Origin of the sequence: Thauera butanivorans, from assembly GCF_048398245.1 — a bacterium.
In the GTDB taxonomy this organism is placed as follows: Bacteria; Pseudomonadota; Gammaproteobacteria; order Burkholderiales; family Rhodocyclaceae; genus Thauera; species Thauera butanivorans.
On record NZ_CP183038.1, the window covers coordinates 2,094,672 to 2,115,121 of the forward strand.

Genomic DNA, 20,450 nt, shown 5'->3' on the forward strand with positions numbered 1-20,450 from the left:
CGCTCTGCCGAACGGTTTCTTCGAATTCGATCCACTCTATCTGCTGAGAATTGTGCCGCCGAAGCCCACTGCCCAGGCGGAGCGGCCATCCTGTGCGATGCTGAGCGCGCGTAGTTCGTTCGGCGTGCCACTTCGTTGCGCCACCCAGGTCTGCCCGCCGTCGGTCGTGGCGAGAATGGTTCCGCCGAATCCCACGGCCCAGCCAGACCGGCCGTCGGGGGTGAAGCTGACCGAATGGAGTTCATTCGATGTTCCGCTGTGCTGCGGCACCCAGGTTTGCTCGCTGCGGGCACTCGATGGCAGGAGGAACATGATGGCGGGCAGCACGAATGCTGCAACGATTCGCAAGGAAAGCTTGGATTCATGGGCGTGCGGCAATTTCATCAGTTTCCTCCGCGCTCGACGATGGCATGGGGGTTTCATGGTAGCAAAACGATCGCCATGGTCTCCGTGCCGGCCCCCGGAAAGAAGAGGGAGCGCTTTGTTTGGTATCCTTTCGCTTTGTCAAACGCGGCGGGCGGGCCTTTTTTGTCCTCGATGAAAGTATTCGGTTTTGCCGGCTGGTCCGGCTCGGGAAAGACCACTCTGGTCGAACGGCTGATTCCCGAATTCACCGCGCGCGGCCTGCGCGTGTCGGTGATCAAGCATGCCCACCACGGCTTCGACCTCGACAGGCCAGGCAAGGATTCGTGGCGCCACCGCGAGGCAGGGGCGACCCAGGTGCTGATGCTGTCCAATGATCGCTGGGTGCTGATGCACGAACTGCGCGGTGCGCCCGAGCCGACGCTGGACGAGCAGCTCCGCCTGCTCGAACCCTGCGATCTGGTGCTGATCGAAGGCTACAAGGCCGCCGCGGTGCCCAAGCTGGAAATCCATCGCCCGGCGCACGGCAAGCCGCCGCTGTGGCCGGAGAACCCGCATGTGGTTGCGGTGGCCAGCGACGTGCCGGCCGCTGAGATCGGTGTCGACTGCCCGCTGCCGCTGCTCCCGCTCAACGAGCCGGCCGTCATCGCCGGCTTCATCCTGGATCATCTGGACCTGCAATGAACGGCAACATCCTCTCCTTCGACGAAGCCCATGAAAGGTTGCTCGGTTTCGTCCGTCCGGTGCGTGAGATCGAAACCGTCGACACCATGATGGCCGCCGGCCGGGTGCTGGCGGCGGCGCTGCATTCGACCATCGACCAACCGCCGATGGACAACTCCGCAATGGATGGCTACGCAGTACGTGCAGCCGACGTGCCCGTCGCAGGCACCCGCCTTCCGGTGAGCCAGCGCATTCCGGCGGGCAGCGTCGGCCATGCGCTGCAGCCGGGTACCGCTGCGCGCATCTTCACCGGCGCGCCCTTGCCCGAAGGTGCCGATGCGGTGGTGATGCAGGAGTTGTGCGAACACGAAGGCGAACACGTCGTCATCAACACCGTTCCGGCCGTCGGCGAATTCGTGCGCCGCCGGGGCCACGACGTCGCCGCCGGTGCCGAAGTGCTGCCGGCGGGCTTGCGCCTGACACCCCAGGCGCTGGCGCTGGCCGCATCGGTCGGCGCGGCGCAGCTACCGGTGTATCGGCGCCTGAAAGTCGCGCTGTTCTCCACCGGCAGCGAACTGGTGATGCCGGGTGAACCGTTGCCGCCGGGTGCCATCTACAATTCGAACCGTTTCATGCTGCGCAATCTGCTTGCCGGCCTGGGCTGTGAGGTCGAGGATTTCGGCATCATCCCGGACCGCCTCGCCGCCACCCGCGAGGCGCTGCGGCGGGCTGCCGAGGGCCACGATCTGATCCTGAGCAGCGGCGGCGTGTCGGTGGGCGAAGAGGACCACGTCAAGCCTGCAGTCGAAGCCGAAGGCAGCCTGGACCTGTGGAGGATCGCGATGAAGCCGGGCAAGCCGCTGGCCTACGGCCGGGTGCATGGCGCGGCCTTCATCGGCCTGCCGGGCAACCCGGTATCGAGCTTCGTGACCTTCCTGATGATGGTTCGCCCCTTCGTGCTGGCCAGCCAGGGCGCGGGCGAGGTGCTGCCGCAGTCGCTGATGCTCCGGGCCGATTTCGACTGGCCGAAACCCGACCGCCGGCGCGAGTTCCTGCGCGCGCGCATGAATGCGCAGGGCGGGATCGAACTGTTCCGGAACCAGGCTTCGTCGGCGCTCAACTCGACGGTGTGGGCCAACGGCCTGGTGGACATTCCGGCCGGCAAGGCCGTGGTCAGGGGGGAGATTGTCCGTTTCCTGCCCTATGCCGATCTGCTGCATTGAGGATCAAAACGATGAAAGTGCTGTATTTCGCCAGCCTGCGTGAAGCCGTGGGCCGTACGGACGAAGAGTTCGAACTGCCGGCAGGTGTGGCAACGGTGGGCGATCTGCGCGTCCACCTTGCCGCTCGCGGCGAGGGCTGGCAGGCGCTGGCCGAAGGGCGCAACGTGCGCGCGGCGCTCAACCAGCGCATGGTGGGGGCCGATGCGCTGGTGGCGGCGGGCGACGAAGTCGCGTTCTTCCCGCCGGTGACGGGAGGCTGAATCGTGCTCGCCAGCATCAGCGTGCAGGAAGCGGATTTCGATCCGGGCGCCGAACTCGCGGCCTTGAGTGCCGGCCGCCGGGATGTCGGCGCGCTGGCGAACTTCGTCGGTCTGGTGCGGGATGCCAATGATGGCAGCGGCGTCTCGGCGATGACACTGGAACACTATCCGGGCATGACCGAAAAGGCGCTGGGCGAGATCGTCGAACAGGCGCAACAGCGCTGGGCGCTGCTGGATGTGCGCGTCATCCACCGCGTCGGCCGGCTGGAGCCGGGCGATCGCATCGTCTTCGTCGGCGTCGCCAGTGCCCATCGCGGCGACGCCTTCGCCGCCTGCGAATTCATCATGGACTACCTGAAGACCCGCGCGCCGTTCTGGAAGCGCGAGGAAACGCCGGCAGGCGCCCGCTGGGTCGAGGCGCGCGACAGCGACGATTCGGCGGCGGCACGCTGGAGCGAGGCCGGGAAACAAGGGTGAGGCCTCCGCAACGGAGGCCGGGCGGTAAGCAGATCGGGTAAACGGGAAACGGCGCCGATGAGGCGCCGTTTTCGTGTGCGCCCAGCATGGGCGCCCTCCTGCGGGTGCAAGTCCCGCCGTAAGTTGATCACAGCGAACGAAGTGAAGCGCAACTGCGTGAGGGTGACCGAGCGTGGGGAGGAAGCGTGGAGCATAAGCTGCGAGCCGATGGACAAGAATCGGATAGAAGGCGCTGCGGAGCAGGGCGAGCGAGCACGTAATCGCGAAGCTCTCGTGATCAAGGCGAAGTGGCGTAGATCCGGCGGTTGTGCAGCGAAGGAGTGCGTTCTTACCTGGGGAGGTCTCGCCTTGTGCCTGAAAGGGCGACGGCGCTTAACCGGAGCGAGAAGTCAGCAGAGGCCGTAGTAGCCGCTGGTTTGGGGCGAAGGGCCGAACGAGTAGGAGGGCCGAAGGCCGTGTTGCTCGGACGTGAAGTGCATCAGAAGCTCGGGGAGCCGGGGCGCAATGCGGGAGGGCTCGGTGAAGCCGCGTCCGAAGCAGTGCGTGATGAAGCACGGACGGCGCGGCATGGAACTGGAAGCCCGGGGCGAGATGACCTGCTTGCGCAGGTGCTCGCGAGCGCGAACATGGAGGCGGCGTGGAAACGCGTCAAATCCAATCGCGGCAGTGCTGGGGTGGATGGGTTGTCGATCACCGAGACGGCGGAGCAACTGAGAGCGCACTGGCCCCGGATTCGGGAATCCTTGCTGGATGGCAGCTACCGGCCCCTGCCGGTGCGCCGTGTCCAGATCCCGAAGCCCGATGGTGGGGTGCGCGAATTGGGGATTCCGACGGTGACGGATCGGCTGATCCAGCAAGCCCTGCTGCAAGTCTTGCAGCCCAGGATTGATCCAACGTTCTCTGAACACAGCTACGGCTTCCGGCCGGGACGCCGTGCCCACGACGCGGTGCTCGATGCACAGCGCTACGTGCAGGACGGTTACCGGGTGGTGGTCGATGTGGATCTGGAGAAATTCTTCGATCGAGTCAATCACGACATCCTGATGGAACGGTTGTCGAGGCGAATCGAGGACAAGGCCGTGCTGCGGCTGATCCGTCGTTACCTCGTGGCCGGGATCATGGATGGCGGCGTGGCCATGGCGCGCTACGAGGGGACGCCGCAAGGCGGCCCACTGTCGCCGCTGCTGGCCAATGTGCTGCTTGACGAGGTGGATCGGGAACTGGAGCGACGGGGCCACCGTTTCGTTCGCTATGCCGACGACTGCAATGTATATGTACGCAGTGGTCGCGCAGGCGAACGGGTGCTGGCGGGCCTGACCAAGCTCTACGAACGACTTCACCTGAAGGTCAATGACGCCAAGACGGCCGTTGCGCCGGCCTCGGGCCGCAAGTTTCTGGGCTACGCCTTCTGGTACGGCCCGGGCGGACAGGTCAAGTGCAGGGTGGCCGACAAGGCGCTCAAGACCTTCAAGCAACGCATCCGGCAATTCACGCGTCGCTCGGGTGGGCGCAACCTGACCGAGATTGCCGAACGGCTGCGGGCCTACATGCCGGGCTGGAAGACGTACTTCCAGCTTGCGCAGACACCCAAGGTGTTCCGCAAACTCGACAAGTGGATAAGACACCGGCTGCGTGCGGTGCAGCTCAAGCACTGGCGTCGGGGTACGACGATGTACCGGGAGTTGAAAGCGATGGGCGCCTCGGAAGAGGATGCCCGCAAGGTGGCGGCGAACAGTCGGTGCTGGTGGCGTAACAGCCGCATGCGATTGAACCGCGCGATGCCTGTCGCTTACTTCGACCGACTCGGCGTCCCTCGGCTCTCATAACCTCAACGACTCGAACCGCCCGGTGCGGACCCGCATGCCGGGTGGTGTGGGAGGGGTCGGCCGGGTAAGCTGGCCGCCCCTATCCCGATTGTGCGGTCTTTGCCTGTCGAACGATGTTACTTGCGGCCCTTGGGCTGCTGGGTGAAGGCCTGGAAAGCTTCGGTCGAGGCACGCGTCATCTGCTCGAAAGCGGCGCGGGTGGTGTCCATGGCGGTCTGCATGGCGCCCAGGGCGTTCTGATCCGAGATCGGCATGCCCTTGAACATCTTCTGCATGGCTTCGAACATGTCCTGGCTGCCGCTGGTCAGTTGCTCACCGACCAGCTTGCCGAAGGCGGCCTGGGTGGTGGCGGTGATCTCGGCGATTTCGCGCGCACAAGCCAGCATCTTCTCGGTGGTGTTCTGCGCGTACTGGGTACGCAGGTCCATCAACGCCTTCGGGTCCTTGGCCGTGGATTGGGCCTTGGCGTTTTCCACGCCTTCCTCGAACAGGGTCTTGGCGGTGGTGACCTGGATTTCCATGATGCGCTGCGAGTTCTCGATGGAGAGCTGGGCAAGGCGCATCGCGGCCTCGAGGTTCTTCTTCTGCAGCTCGTTGAATTGATCTTGCTTGCTGGCCATAAGTCATCTCCACTCGCGATATGGTTGTCTGGAATTTCGCGAGGCGTCTCGTCGCCCTCCCGGAGCAATCAGAGTCCGGACCGCGCTACTGTCCAGCTTCCCCCGCCTCGATGAGGACAATAGCACAGGCGATGCCTCGGAACCTCGCAATTCTCGAGACGGAAATGCAAAACTCCTGAAAATGTTGCACTGCAGCAACAGATGCAAAATGATGTTTCGCGCGGAACGGGGCAGCGAAGCGGGGGAGGATTCAGCGCAGAACCGGGTGATCGGGGAGCGAGTTCTCCCTGGAGGCATGATCACCGCCTGCCGCCGGGAAGTGTCGCGCGAGCCGGGCGTGGACGCCCTCCAACGCGTGGGTGAGCCCTTCTTCCAGGCGTCCGGCGCGCAGACTCGTGCTGCATTCCTGGATCACGGCCTGCCAGTCCGTGTCCGGGACATGGCGCGCAAGCCCACGGTCGGCAAGGATTTCGAGGTGGTGCTCGGCGAGCGACAGGTAGATCAGCACACCGTTGTCGTGCTCGGTATCCCAGACTCGCTGCTTGCCGAAGGTGGTCAGGGCACGATCGCGCAGCACTTCGCCGATCGGTTCGCCATGCCGGACCGTTCGCCACAGGTAGCGCAGCGGCAGGCTGGCTTCGATGCACAGGCAGATCTGCCCGGTATGTGCGGATTCGCTTTCGGTGATGCGGGCCTCGAGCCGGGCGAGCGCATCGCCGCCGATGGCGCGCTGGGCGTCGTCGGCGTCCAGCCACAGGTGGCGAAGGAGTCGCGTGAGCCTGTTCATTCACCACCTCCCCGAGGCGCCGCCGCCGCCGAAGCTGCCGCCGCCGCCCGAGCCGAAGCCTCCGCCGAAACCGCCGCCCCGGCCGCGGCTGCCGCCACCCCAGATGATCGGCCCGCCGCCGCGGTGGAAGCCGCCGCCGCCCCGGCCCCCCCCGCCGATGCCGAGCACGATCACGAACACCAGCGCCGCGATGCCGCCAAGGATGCCGATCGCCAGGCTGCCGGTGAGCAGCTTGACGACGAAGCCGGTCACGCCGCCGGTCGCCACCGCGCCGAGCTTGCGGCCGAACATGCCGGTCAGGAACGAGCCTGCCAGCGGCACGGCGATGAACAGCAGGACGGCGAGATCTTCCAGCGCCGGCGCATCGTTGCCGCGTCCGGCGGGAGCGGGGAGGGGCAGGTCTTCGCCGCGAATCCGCGCCATCAGCCCGTCGACGCCGGCATCGATGCCGCTGGCGAAATCGCCCTGGCGGAAGGCGGGGGTGATCAGCCGGTCGATGATCTGATGGGCGGCGAGATCGGGTACCGCGCCTTCGAGCGCACGCGCGACTTCGATCCGCACGCGGCGATCGTTCCTGGCCACCACCAGCAGGATGCCGTCGCCGACCTCGCGGCGGCCGATCTTCCAGGTGTCGGCGACGCGCCAGGCATAGGCGGCGATGTCCTCCGGCGCCGTGGTGGGCACGAGCAGGACGACGATCTGGCTGCCGCGCTCGGCCTCGAAGCGGGCGAGCTTCTGTTCCAGCGCCTGTTGCTGCGCACTGTCGAGCGTTCCGCTGCGGTCGATGACACGGGCGGTGAGTTCCGGTACCGGCTGCAGTTGCTGCGCCTGAACGGCGCCAGGCCAGGCCAGGACCAGCAGGGCAAGAAGCAGCAGGTAGACAAGAGGCCGCCAGCCGGGCGCGGCAGGCCGGGCTGCCGGGAAGCGCATGGGCAGGCCGGGCTGCCGGGCGCCCGTTGTCATCGTTGCCTCGTCATGGTCGCCATCCGGCCGTCACTTGCTGCCTTGGCCGGAACTGCCGAAATCGACTGTCGGCGGGCTGGAGATTTCGGCTTCGTTGGCGACGCTGAAGCTGGCCTTGGGCGAATAGCTGAAGATCATCGCCGTCAGGTTGGTCGGGAAGCTGCGTGCCAGCACGTTGTACTGCTGCACGGCGTCGATGTACTTGTTGCGCGCGACGGTGACGCGGTTTTCCGTGCCTTCGAGCTGCACGCGCAAGTCCTGGAAGCCCTGGTTGGCTTTCAGGCTGGGGTAGTTCTCCGATACCGCGAGCAGCCGCGACAGGGCGCTGCCGAGCTGGCCCTGGGCCTGCTGGAAGCGTTCCATCGCCTGCGGGTCGTTCATCATCTCGGGCGTGACCTGGATGGCGGTGGCACGCGAACGCGCCTCGATGACGCGGCTGAGGGTTTCCTGCTCGAAGCTGGCTTCGCCCTTGACCGTCTCGACCAGGTTGGGAATCAGGTCGGCGCGGCGCTGGTACTGGTTCAGGACTTCGGCCCAGGCCGACTTGGTCTGTTCGTCCAGGCGCTGGAAATCGTTGTAGCCGCAGCCGCCCAGGGCGAGGCTGGCACTGAGGATCAGGATGGTGGGAGCGCGGCGGGTGAGTCGAGCGAGCATGGAAGAATCTCCTGGGGTGGCCCACTTCGGGCTTGTCTGATTTATCCGATGGAACTTTAGCAGGTCTGCTGCCAGGGAGTTACGGCTGCGGCGCATGGCGGATGCGGATCGATTTCTTGTTCTGCCTCAAGGTTTCCGGCCGGAGCTGTCCCTTAGCATTCGCGTCACTGCGTGACCGGCCGCAAGCGAAGCCAAAGTCCGGAATCCGAATCGAAGGAACCTCTGCCATGTTCGACAATGCCGTCCACCCTTTCGACGCCCGTGGCGTCGCCAAACGCTTTCGCCATGCCGCCATCTTCGGTGCCCTCGAGTCGTTGGAGGATGGTGAGACGATGCGCTTCGTGAACGACCACGACCCGCTGCCGCTGCTCAACCAGATCCAGCAGCGCTATGGCAACCAGGTGGCGATCGACTACGTCGCCCGCGAGCCGGGCAACATCGTGATCGATTTCCGCATCCAGCTCGGCGCGGCCGCCGAAGCTGCGCCGGCCGCTGTGGCGGGTGCGGGAAGCTGCGGCGGCGGCAACGGCTGCGGCTGCTCCGGCGGCTGAAACCGCGGCAGGCGCCATGCGGCGGGCGGGAGCGGGGAAACCCGTTCCCGCCCGCTTGCGTCCGGCAATCCGGCGCCTACAGCAACGGCACGCCTTCCTTCTCGCCGCGCTCGTACACCACGTTGGCGCGGCCGACCAGCAGCGGGTCGAGCGGCTTGATGAGGCTGATGTCCTTGTTGGCGTAAGGCATCTTGTGCAGCACGTAGCGCAGCGCGTTGAGGCGCGCGCGCTTCTTGCAGTCGGACTTCACCACCGTCCATGGCGCATCGGCGGTGTCGGTGTAGAAGAACATCGCTTCCTTGGCCTTGGTGTAGTCGTCCCACTTGTCGAGCGAGGCGAGGTCGATCGGCGACAGTTTCCACTGCTTCAGCGGATGGTTTTCGCGCTCCCTGAAGCGGCGGCGCTGCTCCTCGCGGCTGACCGAGAACCAGAACTTGATCAGGTGGATGCCGCTGCGCACCAGGTTGCGCTCGAACTCCGGCACCTGGCGCATGAACTCGTTGTACTCGTCGGGCGTACAGAAGCCCATCACGCGCTCGACGCCGGCGCGGTTGTACCACGAGCGGTCGAACAGCGCGATTTCACCCGCCGTGGGCAGGTGCTGGATGTAGCGCTGGAAGTACCACTGGCCACGCTCGGTTTCGGTCGGCTTTTCCAGTGCGACGACGTGCGCGCCGCGAGGGTTGAGGTGCTCCATGAAGCGCTTGATGGTGCCGCCCTTGCCGGCGGCGTCGCGGCCCTCGAACAGGATCACGACGCGCTGGCCGGTTTCCTTGACCCAGGCCTGCAGCTTCAGCAGCTCCACCTGGAGGCGGTACTTCTGCTTTTCGTAGGCCTTGCGCGACATCAGATTGCGGTAGGGATAGCCCCCGCTGCGCCAGTCCTCGGCAAGCTCGTCGTCGGGATGCAGGTCGCCATTGCCGAGCTTCGCATCGGTCTTCATCAGCGCGCGGCGCAGCATATGGACGTCGTCGGGCGAGGCGCCGGCGAGGATCGCTTCGAGTGCCTGCGCGGCTCTGGCGGGAGCGGCGCGGGTTTCGCGCTGCAGGATGTCGGTGAGCGCGACCAGCTTGGAATCCTGCGCGCCTGCCACGGCCTGGTCGACTTCGAAGTTCTCGATGCCTTCCGGGCTCAGATCCGGAGCGATGTCTCCGCTGCGGGTGCTGCGTTTCGCCCGGGATCCGGATGCCGATCGCGACTGCGGAGCGGATTTCGGCTTCGATTTCACTTTCGGTTCGGCCTGGAGTTGTGGCTGATCGCTGTCCGGGCCGGGGTCGCGGAAGGCTGCGTTGTCATGGTCTTTCGTCATGCGGCGATCTCCAGTGGATGATGAAGTATTTTACGCTTCGTTCGGCCAACACATGGCGTGCGGTAATGCGCGCATGTGCCGCTGAACGGAGCGAGCAGCTAGAATTGCGGCCCCGAATCCGCTGACGGCGCACTCGCCGCGCCATGTAGAACACCATGCCCCTGAGTCCCGAGGCCCGTTCCCTGCTCGACATGGCCTATCGTGTCGGCGCGCCGAAATTCCACGAGCTGTCGCCCGCCCAGGCCAGGCACTCCTTCCAGAAGCTGCAGTTCGCCTTCCGGCCGGAAGCGCCGGCCGTGGCGTCGACCACCGAAGTGCCGATGGCGCGTGCCGACGGCAGCGCCTTGCTGTCGCGGCTGTATCGCCCGCTGTCCAGCTCGCCGCGGGACGTGCTGCCGCTGCTGATCTATTTCCACGGCGGCGGCTGGTGCGTCGGCGACGTCGCGAGCTATGACGTGCTGTGCCGCCAATTCGCGAATGTCTCGGGCTGCGCGGTGCTGTCGGTCGAATACCGGCTGGCGCCCGAGCATCCTTTTCCGGCTGCGCTCGAAGATGCCGCGCTGGCTTTCGACTGGGCAGTGCAGCATGCCGGTCTGCTGGGTATCGATGCCGGGCGCATCGCCCTGGGAGGCGACAGCGCGGGCGGCAACCTCTCGATCGTCACCGCGCTGTCACTGCGCGACGCCGGGATCGGGCCGCGCTTCCTGCTGCTGATCTATCCATCCACCGAAATCCTCAGTAAACGGCTTTCGCGGCAGAACTATGGCGAAGGCTATTTTCTCGATTTCGGCACCTTGCAATGGTTCTTCGAGCACTATCTGCCCGATGGCAATACCGAGGACTGGCGTGCCTCGCCGATGCGCGCCGCCTCGCTTGCCGGGCTGCCGCCGGTGATGCTGATCGCGGCGGAGTTCGACCCCCTGGTCGACGACTGCGCCGCTTTCGCCGGCCGCCTGCGCGAGGAAGGCTGCGAGGTGGACTACCTGCAGGTGGATGGCATGGTCCACGGTTTCATCACGCTGGGGAAACTCTTTCCGCAAGCGAACGACGCGGTCCGGGCCGCGGCCGGCGCAGTCGCCGCCGCGCTGCGGGCCGGGTAAGAGAGCCTGCAGGGACAGGCTGGCGCGGAGGGGAGCCAGCCGGGAGCGATGGCGCTGGCGTGGCGTCAGCCGCTGACCGCTGCGAGCATGTCCTTGCGTGTCGCGTTTGCTGCTTCGATCATCGAATCGAGTTCGCGCAGGCCGTCGTTGCCCAGGCTGGCGTCGAGCAGTTCGGGTCTGCGCCGCATGCCGAGCAGGTCGGCGAAGGGATCGGGTGTCTGCGCCGCCAGCGTGGCCAGGAAAACGACATCGTCCAGCGTGCGCGGCGGCCACTCGGTCGGGCCCTCGGCATTCAGGTCCACCGCCTGGACGATGTCGCCCGGAAGCTCGAAGGCCTCGAGCACTGCGCGCTTGATCGGCTCGTCCCACAGCATGACGAATTCGGCGAAGCGTGCAGTGTCGTTCTCGAGCGCCGGGTAGTCCGCCGCCTTGGCCAGCAGGTAGAACTGGCCGATATTGACCATCAGCCCGGCCAGCAGTGCGGTGTCGGCGTTGCCCTGCGACAGGTGGCGCGAGAAGGCATAGGCCCACGAGGCGACGTCGATCGAATGCACCCACAGGCCCGAGGCGATCAGGCGCATCCGGGGCGAGCGATGGTCGCGCGCCAACTGGTCGGCGGCGACCGCGTAGGCAAGACAGCGCAGCGTGGACAGGCCGATGCGCGAGATTGCGCTGGCGACGCTGGTGATTTCCTTCTGGTAGGGGTTCAGCAGAAGGGAGTTCGCCATGCGCAGGACTTTCGCGCTGAGAAGGGGTTCGGCGCGTACCAGTTCGGCGATGTTCTCGAGCGAGGAGTTCGGATCGTCGGCGATCTTCTTGATGCGCAGGGAAAGGTCGAACACCGTGGGAAAGCTGAGGTTGCCCGCCTTCAATTCGTGGTCCATGTCGGCGGCAAAGGCCCTGATCTGTCGTTCGAATGCTTCCATCGCGTGGCTACCTGTTCTTGTCTGATGTGTGATACCGGGCTCAGGCTTCCGCCCGCCGTCCTGGCGGCTTTGCGGCGGGCATGAGCCTGCGTCGGGTTCGATTCTAGCCTGCATGGTGAGCCGGTGCGCGGCCCGTCGTGGTTCTCGCTTATGCTTCACGCCCGCGGAAAGGAGTTGCCATGCCCTGCCGTCCGCCGTTCCTGCCATTCGATCGATGACCATGAATCCTGAAATGCTGTGGGTGTTCGGGCTGCTCGCCCTGTGTGTCGGCTGCTTCGTCGCGAACCGGCCGCGCATGGACGTGGTGGCGGTGTGCGCCATGCTCGCCCTGGTGTTGAGTGGAACCCTGAGCGTGGGCGAGGCGCTGGCCGGCTTCAGCGAGCCGAGCGTGATCCTCATCGCGGCCTTCTTCGTCATCGGCGAGGGCCTGGTCCGCACCGGCGTGGCCTTCCGCGTCGGCGACTGGCTGGTCGAGTGCGCCGGCAGCAACGAGACCCGCCTGCTGGTGCTGCTGATGCTGGCGGTGGCGCTGCTCGGCTCGGTGATGAGCTCGACCGGCGTGGTGGCGATCTTCATCCCGGTCACGCTGAGCATCGCTGCGCGCATCGGCGCCGAGCCGCGGCGGCTGATGATGCCGCTGGCCTTCGCCGCACTGATGAGCGGGATGCTGACGCTGGTCGGCACGCCGCCCAACCTGGTGGTGAATGCGGAACTGAATCGTGTCGGCGAGGCCGGTTTCGGCTTCTTCGACTTCACGCCGATGGGGCTCGTGGTGCTCGGCATGGGCGTGGCCTACATGCTCCTCGTGCGCAACTGGCTGGGCGGGCCGGCATCGCCGCAGACCCAGGTGCGGAGCCGCCGCCGGCGCCTGCGCGAGCTTGCCGAGGACTATCGCCTGCTCGGCCGCACGCGCCGCATGATGGTGGCGAGCGGTTCACCGATGACCGGCCGCACGCTGGGGGAACTGCAGTTGCGGGCGCGCTACGGCGCCAACATCATCGCCATCGAGCGGATCCGCCAGTTCGGCCGGACGATGCTGACCACCGCGGCCAACCGGGAAATCCGCGCGGGCGACATCATCCTGGTCGATTTCGGCCGGGGCGAAGATGAGATCGTGCGTTTCGCCGATGAAATGAAGCTCCATGACAAGGCTTTCCGCGACGATTACTTCGCCGACCTGTCGCGCGAGCTTGGGCTCGCCGAAGTGCTGATTCCGCCCGGCTCGAATCTGATCGGCAAGTCCATTCTCGAACTGCGCATGCGCACCCGGCGGGGAATCAACGTCATGGGCCTGCGGCGCGGCGGCCAGTCGCTGGTCGACAGGCTGCTCGACGAAAAGCTGAAGATGGGCGACACCCTGCTGGTCGCCGGCACCTGGAAATCCATCCGCCTGCTGCACACCCTGGCGCACGACTTCCTCGTGCTGACGCTGCCGGCGGAGATCGACGAAGCCGCCCCCGCGGCGCGCAAGGCGCCGCACGCGCTGGCCTGCCTGGCGATCACCGTGGCCTTGATGATCAGCGGCGCAGTGCCCAACGTCATCGCGGCGCTGCTCGGCTGCGTGCTGATGGGCGCGCTGCGCTGCATCGACATGGACAGCGCCTACCGCAGCATCCACTGGCAGAGCCTGATCCTGATCGTCGGCATGCTGCCCTTCGCCACGGCGCTGCAGAAGACCGGCGGCATCGAGCTGCTCGTCGGCGGCATGCTGTCGCTGACCGGAGAAGCTTCGCCGCGGATGGTGATGGCGGCGCTGTTCGCCCTGACCGCGGTGGTCGGGCTGTTCGTGTCGAACACTGCGACCGCGGTATTGATGGCGCCGATCGGCATCGGGCTGGCCGCCCAGCTCGGCATGTCGCCTTATCCGTTCGCGATGACGGTCGCGCTGGCGGCCTCGGCGGCCTTCATGACCCCGGTGTCCTCGCCGGTCAATACGCTCGTGCTGGGGCCGGGCAACTACCGCTTCGGCGATTTCGTGCGCGTCGGCGTGCCGTTCACCGCGCTGGTGATGCTGGTCTGCATCGGCCTGCTGCCGCTGCTGTTTCCCTTCCAGCACGGCGGCGGCTAGGCATGGCCGCTGAATACGTAGCCGTCCATCGCCAGTGTTCCGTAGCGCACGTCGTCGCCGGCGATGCGCTGTGCCTGCCAGGCCTCGCCCGCGGCTCCCAGCGCGAACAGTAGCGGCAGCAGGTGCTCGTCGGTCGGATGAGCGTGTTCGGCATGGGGCGCGCGGGCGCGGTAGTCCAGCATCGCGGTGGCGTCGCCGCTGGCCAGCGTGGCGGCGATCCATTCGGCGAAGTCACGCACGTAATCGCGCACCGGCGCGGATTCGCGGCGAAGTTCGTACAGGTTGTGCGTCAGGCTGCCGGAACCGACGATCAGCGCCCCCTGTTCACGCAGCGGCGCCAGCGCGCGGCCGAGCTGCAGGTAATGCGCAGGGCCGAAATGCGGATGCAGCGAAACCTGCACGACCGGAATGTCGGCAGCCGGATACATGTGCATCAGCGGCACCCAGGCGCCATGGTCGAGCCCGCGCCGGGGATCGGCCTGGGCGGAGATGCCGGCGGCGGCGAAGGCGTCCAGCGCGCGCTGCGCCCAGGCAGGCGAGCCCGGAGCAGGGTAGGCCAGCTCATACAGCGGCTGAGGAAAGCCGCCGAAATCGTGGATCGTTTCCGGGTGCGAGCCGGATGTCACCGACAGGCGTGGCGCCATCCAGTGCGGCGAGGCGATGATGATGGCTTCGGGGCGTGGCAGGCGCGCGGCCAGCGCGTGCAGTTCGCTGCCGGCGATGCCGGGTTCGAGCGCGAACAGCGGGGAACCGTGCGAGACGAAGAGGCTGGGCAGCCCGGGAGCGGAGGACGGGGGCATGGCGTGTTGATGTCGCGCAGATGAGTGGAGTGGGGTGCAAATGGCGAGGCCGGCGGCCTTGATGGCACGGACCATCTTAAGCATGTGGCACGCCGGGATAAACAGCGTGATTGTTGATTGACTGTTCCATTTTCAGCGCCAGTCGCCAGCGGCTGGCGCCGGGGAAGGCGCCGTCCGCTAGAATCCACGGTATCGAAAGACAGGTATCCGGATGAACGACGAAGACTACATGCGTGCCGCGATGGACGAGGCCCGCCAGGCCGGCGCCTGCGGCGAAGTACCGGTCGGCGCGGTCGTGGTGCTGGACGGTGAGATCGTCGGGCGCGGTTTCAACCAGCCGATCGGCCGCCACGACCCCACCGCTCACGCCGAGATCATGGCCCTGCGCGACGCCGCCGCGCGGCTGGGCAACTACCGTCTGCCGGGCTGCGAGCTGTTCGTGACGCTGGAACCCTGCGCGATGTGCTCGGGGGCGATCATGCATGCGCGCATCGCGCGGGTGGTGTTCGGCGCCCGCGACCCCAAGACCGGCGTCGCCGGCAGCGTGCTCGACCTGTTCGCCGAGCCGCGCCTGAACCACCATGCCGCGATCGAAGGCGGCGTGCTCGGCGAAGACTGCGGGCGCATGCTGTCCGATTTCTTCGCCGCGCGCCGCAGCAGGACGCTGGTGGCCTGAATGCACGTCCGCATCGACATCGGCCGCCAGTGCCTGGCGCTTTTCGGCGACGACGGTGCCTGCATCCGCCGCTATCCGGTGTCGACCGCGCTGAACGGCGCCGGCGAGGAAACCGGTAGCCATCGCACGCCGCGCGGCCGCCACCGCATCCGCGCCCGCATCGGCGCCGGCGCGCCCTGTGGCGCGGTGTTCCGCGGCCGCCGGCCGACCGGCGAATGCTGGACGCCGGAATTCGCCGCCGCGCATCCGGGGCGCGACTGGATTCTCAGCCGCATCCTGTGGCTGTGCGGCGAGGAGCCGGGGCGCAACCGCCTCGGCCGCGTCGATTCGATGCGGCGCTACATCTACATCCACGGCACCGGCGACGACCAGCCGATGGGCGTGCCGCTGTCGCACGGCTGCGTGCGCATGCGCAACCGCGACATCATCGAACTGTTCGAGCTGGTGCAGGCCGGAACGTGCGTGGAGATCTGCGAATGAAGGATGGGGAGCTTGGGGGCAGGGCCGAGGACATCCGTATCGACATCGTCGACTGGCCGGCCGCGCAGGCGCGCGTGGTGCCGCTGCGCATGCGGGTGTTCGTCGTCGAGCAGGGCGTGCCGGCCGAAATCGAGCTGGACGAGTTCGATCCGCAAAGCCGCCACGCCATCGCCACCGATGCCGGCGGCGGCGTGGTCGCCACCGGCCGGCTGCTGCCGGACGGCCACATCGGCCGCATGGCGGTGGACGCTGCCTGGCGCGGATGCGGCGTGGGCGGGGCGGTACTCGAAGCGCTGGTGGCGGAAGCCGGCGCGGGCGGTATGGCGCAGGCGCTGCTCAACGCCCAGGTGCAGGCGCTGGATTTCTACCGCCGGCATGGTTTCGAGGAGTACGGCGAAGTCTTCATCGAAGCCGGCATCCCGCACCGGGCGATGCGGCGCACGCTCGCGGAGCGGCGGGACGGCACGGGATGAGCGGGCAGCAGCACGACAACCCCTGCGTGTCCGACTTCGGCGACCTGCGCTCGCTGCAGTTCGACGGCCTGACGGTGCAGAGCATGATGTCGATCACCTGGCCGCATCTGCTGGCGCTGGACTACACGCGGGCGATGATGGGCTTCCTGCTGTTCAGGCCGCAGCCTCGCCACATCCTGATGATCGGCCTCGGCGGCGGTTCGCTGGCCAAGTACTGCCTGCATGCGATGCCGGAAGTCCGTTTCACCGCGGTGGAAATCAATCCCGAGGTGATCGCGCTGCGCGAGCGCTTCGGCATTCCGCCCGACGACGAGCGCTTCCGCGTGATCTGCGCCGACGGTGTCGACCATGTGCGCGATTGCGGCGATGGCGACGATGGGCCAGACGTGCTGCTGGTCGACGGCTTCAATGCCGCCGGCATGCCCGAGCGCCTGGGCAGCGCCGCCTTCTATGCCGATTGCCGCCGTGCGCTGGCGCCCGGCGGGGTGCTGGCGATCAACCACTGGGCGGGAGACAGCCGCTACCCGATCTACGCTTCGCGGCTGCGCCAGGCCTTCGACGGCCGCGTGCTGTCGATTCCGGCGGAAGAGGGCGACAACCGCATCAGTTTCGCGGTCGCCGATACCGCCTTCCCGCCGTCGCGCAGCCAGATCCTGGCACGCAGCACCGCGCTGGACGCGATGCACAGCTTCGACATCGGCAACATCGCCCAGCGCGTGCTGGCGCGGCTCGACCGGATGCCGGCCCATCGAGCCGGCAGCACGGGCTAGCGGGCAGACCCTCCGGGCGAGGAGAGGTGAAAGTCAGGACACAGGCTGCGGGTCGCCGGCCGGCTGTTGCACAGTGAAGCGATGGGTGACGTCGCCGTGCAGGTCACCGTGCGTGTCCCAGGTCCATTCGCGCAGGCGGGTGCCGCCCTGGCGGTCGACCGTCAGCAGGCTCGAGCAGCGTGTGCCGTAGCCCGGTGCGCGGATGAAGGCGGGCGACAGCCAGCGTTCCCATTCCAGGCTGACGCCGGTTTCCGGCAGATGGGGGTCGGGGGCCGGCGTGCTGTCGCGCAGCAAGGCCAGCAAGGCATCGTCGTCCGGCAGCTTCGGCAGCAGCGCGGCGAGGCCTTCGCGCAGCTTCAGCAGCTTGGGCCAGGGCGTGTCGAGCAGGTGGTTCGACAGGCCGTAGATGCCGGGTGCCAGCATCCTGACCGCGCCGGTGGCGCTTTCCAGCACGCCGAGACTGCGGCCGTCGCCGACCAGCAGGTTGAAGGCGGCGTAGGCCGCACTCTCGCCGGCGAGGCGTTTCAGCGTGGTCTCGGCATCGTCGGTGGATTCGAGCGCGTTGCGGACCAGTGCGCCGCGCGACGGTGCGCCTTCGATGTGGCGGCTGGGGTCGCGGTAATTGGTCAGCGCGGCGAAGCGGCCGCTGCGGCTCAACCCCATCCAGGTGCCGCCGGCTTCCAGGTCGCGGCCGGCGAGCAGCTCGGGAGCGTCGGTCCACCAGTGCGCGGGGACGGCCGGGCGGGCGAGGTATTCGTCGCGGTTGGCGGCGACCACCAGCGGATAGTCGGGATGGCGCTGCCAGGCGAAGACGATCAGGCACATGGGTTCAGGCTTCCTCGGTGAAGCATTCGACGTGGCGTGTGCCGCCGGCTTCGAGCAGATCGGCCAGGCCGTGGGCAAGCGCGGCGGCGTCCAGCGCCTGCATGAAGGCGGCGCGGTCGGCGACGCCTTCGTAGACTTCCATCCAGGTCAGCGGGTCGTCTGCACGCCGCATCAGCCGCCCCTGGATGCCGGTGTGCCGTGCCAGCCCGGCCTGCATCGCGCGCACACGGCTCCGTGCGACGTGGACCCCGGCATCGGGCCTGAGCTTGTAGTACAGATAAAGATGCACGGCGGCCGTGAACATGCCGGTCCGGGACGAGGCGGCTGCGGGTGCGATGTTCCCGGAGCCGCCGTCGGCAGGCATGGCGGGCGATGTGCTCATCTCGGAGGCGCCGGAGTGCTGCGGGCGGACCTGGCGCGAGCCGCTCAAGCGAGCGCGTAGGGCAGGTCGAGCAAGGCCAGGCGCGGACCATCGACGCTGCCGAGGTGGAGTTCGCCCGCTTCGGCGCTGCTGGTCTGCAGCACCGCGAGCGCCTCGAAGCCGCCGTCGGCCGTCGCTGCGGCATTGACGATCTTGCCGGCGGACTGCTCGCCGAAGGCCGGCGCGTAGACGTCGGTGCCGGCAGCCGGCAGCGCCGTGCCGGACGGGCCGGCGACGCGGTACATGCGCTTCTTCAGCTTGCCGAGGTATTGCGTGCGGGCGACGATCTCCTGGCCGGGGTAACAGCCCTTCTTGAAGTCCACGCCGCCGATCAGATCGTAGTTCAGCATCTGGGCGACGAATTCTTCCTGCGTCGGCTGGGTGATGAGCGGGATGCCGGCGCGGATCATCGCCAGTTGCCAGGCGCCGGTGCCGGCCTTGACGGCGCCGGCTGCCTGCAGCGCGTCGAACAGCGCGGGCGCGGCGTCGGCCGCCACCGCGACGATGAAGTTGCGCTCGTCGAGGCGGATGCAGCGTGGTCCGCTGGTGCCGCCGGTTTCGTCGCCGCCAGCCTGCTTCATCGCCGCGTCCGGTACCGCGACGCCGGCGCGGGCGAGCACCGCGCCGGCGTCGGTGCCGCCGACCCCGAGCAGCACCAGCGCTTCGCTGGCATCGGACAGCTTCACCTTGCTGCGCAGCACGTACATCGAGAACTTCTTCAGGAAGGCCGGCAGCACCTCGGCCGACAGCACCATCGAATGGCCGTCACTCTCCGGCCAGATCAGGAAGCTGGCGATCATGCGGCCCTTGGGCGAGTTGAAGCTGTTCCAGGCCGCGCTGTCGGCGGCCATCTTCTGCACTTCGTTGGAGACCAGGTTGTGGATGAAGGCGGCGGAATCCGGGCCTACCGAGCGTACCGTGCCGAGATGCAGCAGTGGCACGGCGACGGTGGATTCGGCCACGGCGCGGGCTTCGGCGGCGGGGTCGGCGAAACGAAGATGGTGGTCTGCCAGCTCGGCGCCCTGCCGGGCGAGGAAATCGGTCCAGGCGGTCATGTTCTTGCTTGTGTGTTCCAGCGGGTTGGGGGTGGAGAAGGGCTGCGCCGGGCGGGCCGGCGGCGCGATGCAGTATTATAGGCGCCCGCCAAACGGTGGTCGCCCCTGCGCCCGCCATGGTCTTGTCGATCGACGATGATACGTTTCCTGCTTCGTTCCGTATTGCTGCTCGTACTGCTGGCCGCCCTCGCGGCGGGCGCCGGCACATGGTTCGCCCATCGTCCGCTGGCGCTGAAGAGCGAAGTGGTGGACTTCACCGTGCAGCGCGGCCTGGGCATGCGCCAGGCCGCCAAGGTCATCGCCGAGGCAGGCGTGGACGTCGACCCGGCGTGGCTGAGCTGGCTCGCCCGCATCGGCGGCCGTGCCAACACGATCAAGGCGGGCAGCTACGAAGTCCACGCCGGCATCACGCCCTGGCAACTGGTATTGAAGCTCTCGGACGGCGACGTGTCGCAGGCGGACGTGCTGCTGGTGGAGGGCTGGACCTTCAGCCAGGTGCGCAAGGTGCTGGAAAGCCACCCCGAGCTGGAGCCGGATACCGCGGGCCTCGGCGACGCGGAAATCCTCGCCCGCATCGGTGCCACCGAGGCGCATCCGGAAGGCCTGTTCTTCCCGGACACCTATCTGTTCGACAAGCGTTCGAACGCGTCCGGCGTGCTGCGCCGCGCCTACCATGCGATGCAGCAGCGGCTCGACCAGGCCTGGGCCGCGCGCGATCCGGCGCTGCCGCTGAAGACGCCCTACGAGGCCCTGATCCTGGCCTCCATCGTCGAGAAGGAAACCGGCCGTGCCGAGGATCGCGGCCTGGTCGCCTCGGTCTTCGCCAACCGCCTGCGCATCGGCATGCCGCTGCAGACCGACCCGACGGTGATCTACGGTCTCGGCGCCGATTACGACGGCCGGCTGCGGCGCAGGCATCTCGAAACCGACCATCCCTGGAACACCTATACGCGCGGCGGCCTGCCGCCGACGCCGATCGCGATGCCGGGCCCCGACGCGCTGCTGGCGGCAGTGCGGCCGCAGCAGAGCGAATTCCTCTATTTCGTCTCGCGGGGCGACGGCAGCAGCCAGTTCTCGCGCACGCTGGCCGAGCACAATCAGGCGGTGAACCGCTTCATCCGCAACGCCGGCAAGTCCGGGAGCAAGCCTTGAACGAGGAA

24 protein-coding genes are annotated in these 20,450 nt (G+C 67.4%); 13 read left to right on the top strand and 11 right to left on the bottom strand.

All coding sequences use genetic code 11. The features are described 5' to 3' along the window. Window positions 1–36 precede the first annotated feature (36 nt). Window positions 37–384, bottom strand: coding sequence for a WD40/YVTN/BNR-like repeat-containing protein (locus ACNQFN_RS10065; RefSeq protein ID WP_068636576.1), 348 nt, complete (start codon window positions 382–384; stop codon window positions 37–39). Between the two features lie 153 nt (window positions 385–537). On the opposite strand from ACNQFN_RS10065, the gene mobB reads away from it, so the two are divergent. From mobB to ltrA, 5 genes are all read left to right on the top strand, one after another. After that, window positions 538–1,047 (top strand): molybdopterin-guanine dinucleotide biosynthesis protein B, encoded by a 510-nt coding sequence (gene mobB, locus ACNQFN_RS10070; protein WP_068636575.1) that lies wholly within the window; start codon window positions 538–540, stop codon window positions 1,045–1,047. Continuing rightward, entirely contained in the window at window positions 1,044–2,249 is a 1,206-nt protein-coding gene (gene glp / locus ACNQFN_RS10075) for a gephyrin-like molybdotransferase Glp (protein ID WP_418648714.1), read from the top strand. The genes mobB and glp overlap by 4 nt, the downstream gene beginning before the upstream one ends. 11 nt (window positions 2,250–2,260) lie before the next feature. Continuing rightward, window positions 2,261–2,509, top strand: a complete 249-nt coding sequence (gene moaD / locus ACNQFN_RS10080; protein WP_068636573.1) for a molybdopterin converting factor subunit 1 — start codon at window positions 2,261–2,263, stop codon at window positions 2,507–2,509. A gap of 3 nt (window positions 2,510–2,512) precedes the next feature. After that, a complete protein-coding gene (moaE, locus tag ACNQFN_RS10085) occupies window positions 2,513–2,986 on the top strand; it encodes a molybdopterin synthase catalytic subunit MoaE (RefSeq protein WP_245650893.1) in 474 nt (157 codons plus the stop codon). Between the two features lie 455 nt (window positions 2,987–3,441). Next, complete coding sequence (ltrA, locus tag ACNQFN_RS10090; RefSeq protein WP_418646661.1) at window positions 3,442–4,812, top strand: group II intron reverse transcriptase/maturase; 1,371 nt, start codon at window positions 3,442–3,444, stop codon at window positions 4,810–4,812. A 116-nt stretch (window positions 4,813–4,928) separates the two neighbouring features. Here ltrA and ACNQFN_RS10095 read toward each other — a convergent pair whose 3' ends face one another. The 4 genes from ACNQFN_RS10095 to ACNQFN_RS10110 all read right to left on the bottom strand — a co-directional run bounded on the left by ACNQFN_RS10095 (window position 4,929) and on the right by ACNQFN_RS10110 (window position 7,836). Next, window positions 4,929–5,432 carry a phasin family protein gene (locus ACNQFN_RS10095; RefSeq protein ID WP_068636571.1) on the bottom strand — a complete coding sequence of 168 codons (504 nt, stop codon included), beginning with the start codon at window positions 5,430–5,432 and terminating at the stop codon, window positions 4,929–4,931. Between the two features lie 250 nt (window positions 5,433–5,682). Next, window positions 5,683–6,219 carry a TPM domain-containing protein gene (locus ACNQFN_RS10100; protein ID WP_418648715.1) on the bottom strand — a complete coding sequence of 179 codons (537 nt, stop codon included), beginning with the start codon at window positions 6,217–6,219 and terminating at the stop codon, window positions 5,683–5,685. Then, window positions 6,220–7,149, bottom strand: coding sequence for a TPM domain-containing protein (locus ACNQFN_RS10105; RefSeq protein WP_418648911.1), 930 nt, complete (start codon window positions 7,147–7,149; stop codon window positions 6,220–6,222). 63 nt (window positions 7,150–7,212) lie between these two features. Beyond that, complete coding sequence (locus tag ACNQFN_RS10110) at window positions 7,213–7,836, bottom strand: LemA family protein (RefSeq protein WP_418648716.1); 624 nt, start codon at window positions 7,834–7,836, stop codon at window positions 7,213–7,215. Window positions 7,837–8,063: 227 nt separating this feature from the next. Here ACNQFN_RS10110 and ACNQFN_RS10115 point away from each other — a divergent pair, with 227 nt between their 5' ends. Continuing rightward, on the top strand, window positions 8,064–8,387 hold the full coding sequence (locus ACNQFN_RS10115) for a DUF2249 domain-containing protein (RefSeq protein WP_068636567.1): 324 nt from the start codon (window positions 8,064–8,066) through the stop codon (window positions 8,385–8,387). A gap of 76 nt (window positions 8,388–8,463) precedes the next feature. Here the strand turns inward: ACNQFN_RS10115 and ppk2 are convergent, their stop codons facing one another. Continuing rightward, window positions 8,464–9,696, bottom strand: a complete 1,233-nt coding sequence (ppk2, locus tag ACNQFN_RS10120; protein ID WP_369404202.1) for a polyphosphate kinase 2 — start codon at window positions 9,694–9,696, stop codon at window positions 8,464–8,466. Window positions 9,697–9,851: 155 nt separating this feature from the next. Here ppk2 and ACNQFN_RS10125 point away from each other — a divergent pair, with 155 nt between their 5' ends. Further along, window positions 9,852–10,796 (top strand): alpha/beta hydrolase, encoded by a 945-nt coding sequence (locus ACNQFN_RS10125; protein ID WP_418648717.1) that lies wholly within the window; start codon window positions 9,852–9,854, stop codon window positions 10,794–10,796. Between the two features lie 65 nt (window positions 10,797–10,861). Here the strand turns inward: ACNQFN_RS10125 and ACNQFN_RS10130 are convergent, their stop codons facing one another. Then, window positions 10,862–11,722, bottom strand: coding sequence for an HDOD domain-containing protein (locus ACNQFN_RS10130; RefSeq protein WP_068636566.1), 861 nt, complete (start codon window positions 11,720–11,722; stop codon window positions 10,862–10,864). Between the two features lie 220 nt (window positions 11,723–11,942). On the opposite strand from ACNQFN_RS10130, the gene ACNQFN_RS10135 reads away from it, so the two are divergent. Next, window positions 11,943–13,790 (top strand): SLC13 family permease, encoded by a 1,848-nt coding sequence (locus tag ACNQFN_RS10135; RefSeq protein WP_418648718.1) that lies wholly within the window; start codon window positions 11,943–11,945, stop codon window positions 13,788–13,790. Here the strand turns inward: ACNQFN_RS10135 and ACNQFN_RS10140 are convergent. Then, entirely contained in the window at window positions 13,787–14,590 is an 804-nt protein-coding gene (locus tag ACNQFN_RS10140; RefSeq protein WP_068636565.1) for a DODA-type extradiol aromatic ring-opening family dioxygenase, read from the bottom strand. The two genes, ACNQFN_RS10135 and ACNQFN_RS10140, sit on opposite strands and share 4 nt — an antisense overlap. A 211-nt stretch (window positions 14,591–14,801) precedes the next feature. On the opposite strand from ACNQFN_RS10140, the gene tadA reads away from it, so the two are divergent. The 4 genes from tadA to ACNQFN_RS10160 are packed head-to-tail and all read left to right on the top strand — an operon-like array spanning window position 14,802 to window position 16,989. Further along, window positions 14,802–15,266 (top strand): tRNA adenosine(34) deaminase TadA, encoded by a 465-nt coding sequence (tadA, locus tag ACNQFN_RS10145; RefSeq protein ID WP_068636564.1) that lies wholly within the window; start codon window positions 14,802–14,804, stop codon window positions 15,264–15,266. After that, on the top strand, window positions 15,267–15,746 hold the full coding sequence (locus ACNQFN_RS10150) for a L,D-transpeptidase (protein WP_068636563.1): 480 nt from the start codon (window positions 15,267–15,269) through the stop codon (window positions 15,744–15,746). It abuts the gene before it with no gap. Next, window positions 15,743–16,219: a GNAT family N-acetyltransferase gene (locus tag ACNQFN_RS10155; RefSeq protein ID WP_068636562.1), complete on the top strand. Its 477-nt coding sequence runs from the start codon at window positions 15,743–15,745 to the stop codon at window positions 16,217–16,219. Before ACNQFN_RS10150 ends, ACNQFN_RS10155 begins: the two co-directional genes overlap by 4 nt. Beyond that, the gene (locus ACNQFN_RS10160) at window positions 16,216–16,989 is read left to right on the top strand and encodes a transferase (protein ID WP_418648719.1); all 774 of its coding nucleotides are present in this window, start codon (window positions 16,216–16,218) and stop codon (window positions 16,987–16,989) included. The genes ACNQFN_RS10155 and ACNQFN_RS10160 overlap by 4 nt, the downstream gene beginning before the upstream one ends. A 33-nt stretch (window positions 16,990–17,022) precedes the next feature. Here ACNQFN_RS10160 and ACNQFN_RS10165 read toward each other — a convergent pair whose 3' ends face one another. The 3 genes from ACNQFN_RS10165 to ACNQFN_RS10175 are packed head-to-tail and all read right to left on the bottom strand — an operon-like array spanning window position 17,023 to window position 19,290. Further along, window positions 17,023–17,814, bottom strand: a complete 792-nt coding sequence (locus ACNQFN_RS10165; RefSeq protein ID WP_068636560.1) for an NRDE family protein — start codon at window positions 17,812–17,814, stop codon at window positions 17,023–17,025. Window positions 17,815–17,818: 4 nt separating this feature from the next. Further along, complete coding sequence (locus tag ACNQFN_RS10170; RefSeq protein WP_418648720.1) at window positions 17,819–18,196, bottom strand: DUF4936 family protein; 378 nt, start codon at window positions 18,194–18,196, stop codon at window positions 17,819–17,821. A 44-nt stretch (window positions 18,197–18,240) separates the two neighbouring features. Beyond that, window positions 18,241–19,290, bottom strand: a complete 1,050-nt coding sequence (locus tag ACNQFN_RS10175) for a YgfZ/GcvT domain-containing protein (RefSeq protein WP_418648721.1) — start codon at window positions 19,288–19,290, stop codon at window positions 18,241–18,243. Between the two features lie 135 nt (window positions 19,291–19,425). Between ACNQFN_RS10175 and mltG the strand changes: the two genes are divergently transcribed. Further along, window positions 19,426–20,442 (top strand): endolytic transglycosylase MltG, encoded by a 1,017-nt coding sequence (mltG, locus tag ACNQFN_RS10180; RefSeq protein ID WP_068636558.1) that lies wholly within the window; start codon window positions 19,426–19,428, stop codon window positions 20,440–20,442. Window positions 20,443–20,450: the final 8 nt, after the last annotated feature.

Excerpts from the sequence above, each read along its gene's own strand:
- ACNQFN_RS10065 (WP_068636576.1), bottom strand. The coding sequence starts at position 384 with ATGAAATTGCCGCACGCCCATGAATCCAAGCTTTCCTTGCGAATCGTT.
- mobB (WP_068636575.1), top strand. The coding sequence starts at position 538 with ATGAAAGTATTCGGTTTTGCCGGCTGGTCCGGCTCGGGAAAGACCACT.
- glp (WP_418648714.1), top strand. The coding sequence starts at position 1,044 with ATGAACGGCAACATCCTCTCCTTCGACGAAGCCCATGAAAGGTTGCTC.
- moaD (WP_068636573.1), top strand. The coding sequence starts at position 2,261 with ATGAAAGTGCTGTATTTCGCCAGCCTGCGTGAAGCCGTGGGCCGTACG.
- ACNQFN_RS10095 (WP_068636571.1), bottom strand. The coding sequence starts at position 5,432 with ATGGCCAGCAAGCAAGATCAATTCAACGAGCTGCAGAAGAAGAACCTC.
- ACNQFN_RS10100 (WP_418648715.1), bottom strand. The coding sequence starts at position 6,219 with ATGAACAGGCTCACGCGACTCCTTCGCCACCTGTGGCTGGACGCCGAC.
- ACNQFN_RS10105 (WP_418648911.1), bottom strand. The coding sequence starts at position 7,149 with ATGCGCTTCCCGGCAGCCCGGCCTGCCGCGCCCGGCTGGCGGCCTCTT.
- ACNQFN_RS10110 (WP_418648716.1), bottom strand. The coding sequence starts at position 7,836 with ATGCTCGCTCGACTCACCCGCCGCGCTCCCACCATCCTGATCCTCAGT.
- ACNQFN_RS10115 (WP_068636567.1), top strand. The coding sequence starts at position 8,064 with ATGTTCGACAATGCCGTCCACCCTTTCGACGCCCGTGGCGTCGCCAAA.
- ppk2 (WP_369404202.1), bottom strand. The coding sequence starts at position 9,696 with ATGACGAAAGACCATGACAACGCAGCCTTCCGCGACCCCGGCCCGGAC.
- ACNQFN_RS10125 (WP_418648717.1), top strand. The coding sequence starts at position 9,852 with ATGCCCCTGAGTCCCGAGGCCCGTTCCCTGCTCGACATGGCCTATCGT.
- ACNQFN_RS10130 (WP_068636566.1), bottom strand. The coding sequence starts at position 11,722 with ATGGAAGCATTCGAACGACAGATCAGGGCCTTTGCCGCCGACATGGAC.
- ACNQFN_RS10135 (WP_418648718.1), top strand. The coding sequence starts at position 11,943 with ATGAATCCTGAAATGCTGTGGGTGTTCGGGCTGCTCGCCCTGTGTGTC.
- ACNQFN_RS10140 (WP_068636565.1), bottom strand. The coding sequence starts at position 14,590 with ATGCCCCCGTCCTCCGCTCCCGGGCTGCCCAGCCTCTTCGTCTCGCAC.
- tadA (WP_068636564.1), top strand. The coding sequence starts at position 14,802 with ATGAACGACGAAGACTACATGCGTGCCGCGATGGACGAGGCCCGCCAG.
- ACNQFN_RS10150 (WP_068636563.1), top strand. The coding sequence starts at position 15,267 with ATGCACGTCCGCATCGACATCGGCCGCCAGTGCCTGGCGCTTTTCGGC.
- ACNQFN_RS10155 (WP_068636562.1), top strand. The coding sequence starts at position 15,743 with ATGAAGGATGGGGAGCTTGGGGGCAGGGCCGAGGACATCCGTATCGAC.
- ACNQFN_RS10160 (WP_418648719.1), top strand. The coding sequence starts at position 16,216 with ATGAGCGGGCAGCAGCACGACAACCCCTGCGTGTCCGACTTCGGCGAC.
- ACNQFN_RS10165 (WP_068636560.1), bottom strand. The coding sequence starts at position 17,814 with ATGTGCCTGATCGTCTTCGCCTGGCAGCGCCATCCCGACTATCCGCTG.
- ACNQFN_RS10170 (WP_418648720.1), bottom strand. The coding sequence starts at position 18,196 with ATGAGCACATCGCCCGCCATGCCTGCCGACGGCGGCTCCGGGAACATC.
- ACNQFN_RS10175 (WP_418648721.1), bottom strand. The coding sequence starts at position 19,290 with ATGACCGCCTGGACCGATTTCCTCGCCCGGCAGGGCGCCGAGCTGGCA.
- mltG (WP_068636558.1), top strand. The coding sequence starts at position 19,426 with ATGATACGTTTCCTGCTTCGTTCCGTATTGCTGCTCGTACTGCTGGCC.